Raw genomic sequence first — 1,748 nt, 5'->3', positions numbered from 1 at the left:
TCGTGAGTTCAAATCTCACCAGCCCCATCCTTTTTATTTCATCCGGTTATTATATTGCAAAATGACATCTAATGTTTAAATGAAATCCGGTATTCGCTATATTATCTTGATAGTAGTCTCGATAGTACTGGCTGTAACATAACCGCAGATTAATGTATCTGAGAAGAGTCAAACATTGCGGCGGCAGGGGAGGGGGTGCCATAGATATTTCAATTGTTATATATTTTAACCGCCACCGGCAGCTAACTAACACAACATCCACTCCGCACCCCCTGACCGCCGGATACCCATTCAACCATGAAGCACTACTTAAGCGCCTGCCAGATCCCACACCACGAGGGCGGGCGAAGCAGATCGGGAGGGGCACACAGGTAGAGTGAAGGCAAGAGGGGGCGGCATAATAGGTGAAGAAGGAATGAGGCATGTTAATTCGATAACCTTATATTATTTTTCAATCAGTCCCCGAACCTAAGGTTAAAATTAGGTAAGTCCCACATATATCAACATATATTTAATATATAGGACCATATAGCTAAATATATGGCGACATCAACAACAATATGCATTGATCCTAAAGTTAAGGATATTTTAACATCTTTAAAACGTTACCCCCGTGAATCATATAGTTCAGTTGTGAAAAGATTAGCAAGTATGGCGATTGATGATGAACCACTAAGTGACGAAGCTATAAATGGTATAGAAGAAGCTTTAGAAGATATCAAACAGGGGCGACTGCATTCAGAAGAAGAAATTTTGAAAGAGTTTGACCTGTCATGAACTATAAGGTCAATTATACATCCAAGGGAAAAAAAGATCTCAGAAAACTCCCTTTGGACGTTGCACAGAGTATAATTCTATCGATTAATAGTATCAAAAATGACCCCTATTCTTATGTAAAAAAGATCAAAGGGACAAAAAGTCACCCTCTCTACACTCACCGAGTTGGTGAATATCGTGTAATCCTGGATATAATTGATGACAGTCTGTTGATCATAGTGATTGAAACAGGTCACAGGAGCAAAATCTACCGGAAATATTGATTTGTATACATCTAAATAGTCAGAAAAATCCACAAGGTTTGCTGCCACCTGCTGCCCTGACAGGCTGTGGTGGCAGGGGCAGATATACAGCCACACCCCAGACCGCCAGATCAATCGAAAAGCGCCTGCTAAGCCCCCGCACTATCAAGGGTGGGCGGGAGCAGAACGGGACGGACACCCTGACTGAGTTAAGGCGAGAGGAGCGGCCGGGACTGAACTGGACTTCACAAAGATCCCACGGCAGTGTGCGCAAAGACTGCGAAAGATTCTAATGCCATGGCTTTGCATATTTTTAGTTCTTTACGGTGTAATATTTCATATGTAATATATTTTAACCGACTCCGGCAGCTAACCAACACAACATCCACTCCGCACCCCCTGACCGCTGGATACCCATGCATTTGAGAGGCAATACAAAAGCGCCTGCCACCCCTACACCACCATGGCAGGCGGCGGCATCAGAACATCTCACTTGCATCCACGCATTATGCAGCTATCAGGAGCAGTTATGCGAACTTTTTTTGCAAAGGATGGGATTTTGTATCATATCTGCGGAAACCTTATATATTTATATGGTGATAGTTTAGAATGTGGTACTCATTCAGACACATAGGCTGTTGGAATCTGTGCAGTAGAGGGGACGGCATAAGAACAAGGGAGAATTCAAATGAAAATACGAACAATCGTAACGATGACAGTACTGATCTT

General features: G+C 43.0%; 2 protein-coding genes. Both read left to right on the top strand.

Annotated features, from left to right (window positions below; genetic code table 11):
* Positions 1 to 540: 540 nt before the first annotated feature.
* Positions 541 to 777, top strand: coding sequence for a hypothetical protein (locus tag K8S15_10195; GenBank protein ID MCD4776405.1), 237 nt, complete (start codon positions 541 to 543; stop codon positions 775 to 777).
* Positions 774 to 1,040: a type II toxin-antitoxin system RelE/ParE family toxin gene (locus tag K8S15_10190; protein ID MCD4776404.1), complete on the top strand. Its 267-nt coding sequence runs from the start codon at positions 774 to 776 to the stop codon at positions 1,038 to 1,040. Before K8S15_10195 ends, K8S15_10190 begins: the two co-directional genes overlap by 4 nt.
* The last annotated feature ends 708 nt before the right edge of the window (positions 1,041 to 1,748 follow it).

The sequence above is a fragment of the Candidatus Aegiribacteria sp. genome (genome assembly GCA_021108005.1).
Lineage (GTDB): Bacteria > Fermentibacterota > Fermentibacteria > Fermentibacterales > JCC-6 > Aegiribacteria.
Note: the sequence above shows the minus strand (reverse complement) of the source record. Positions and strands in the feature narration are given on the sequence as shown.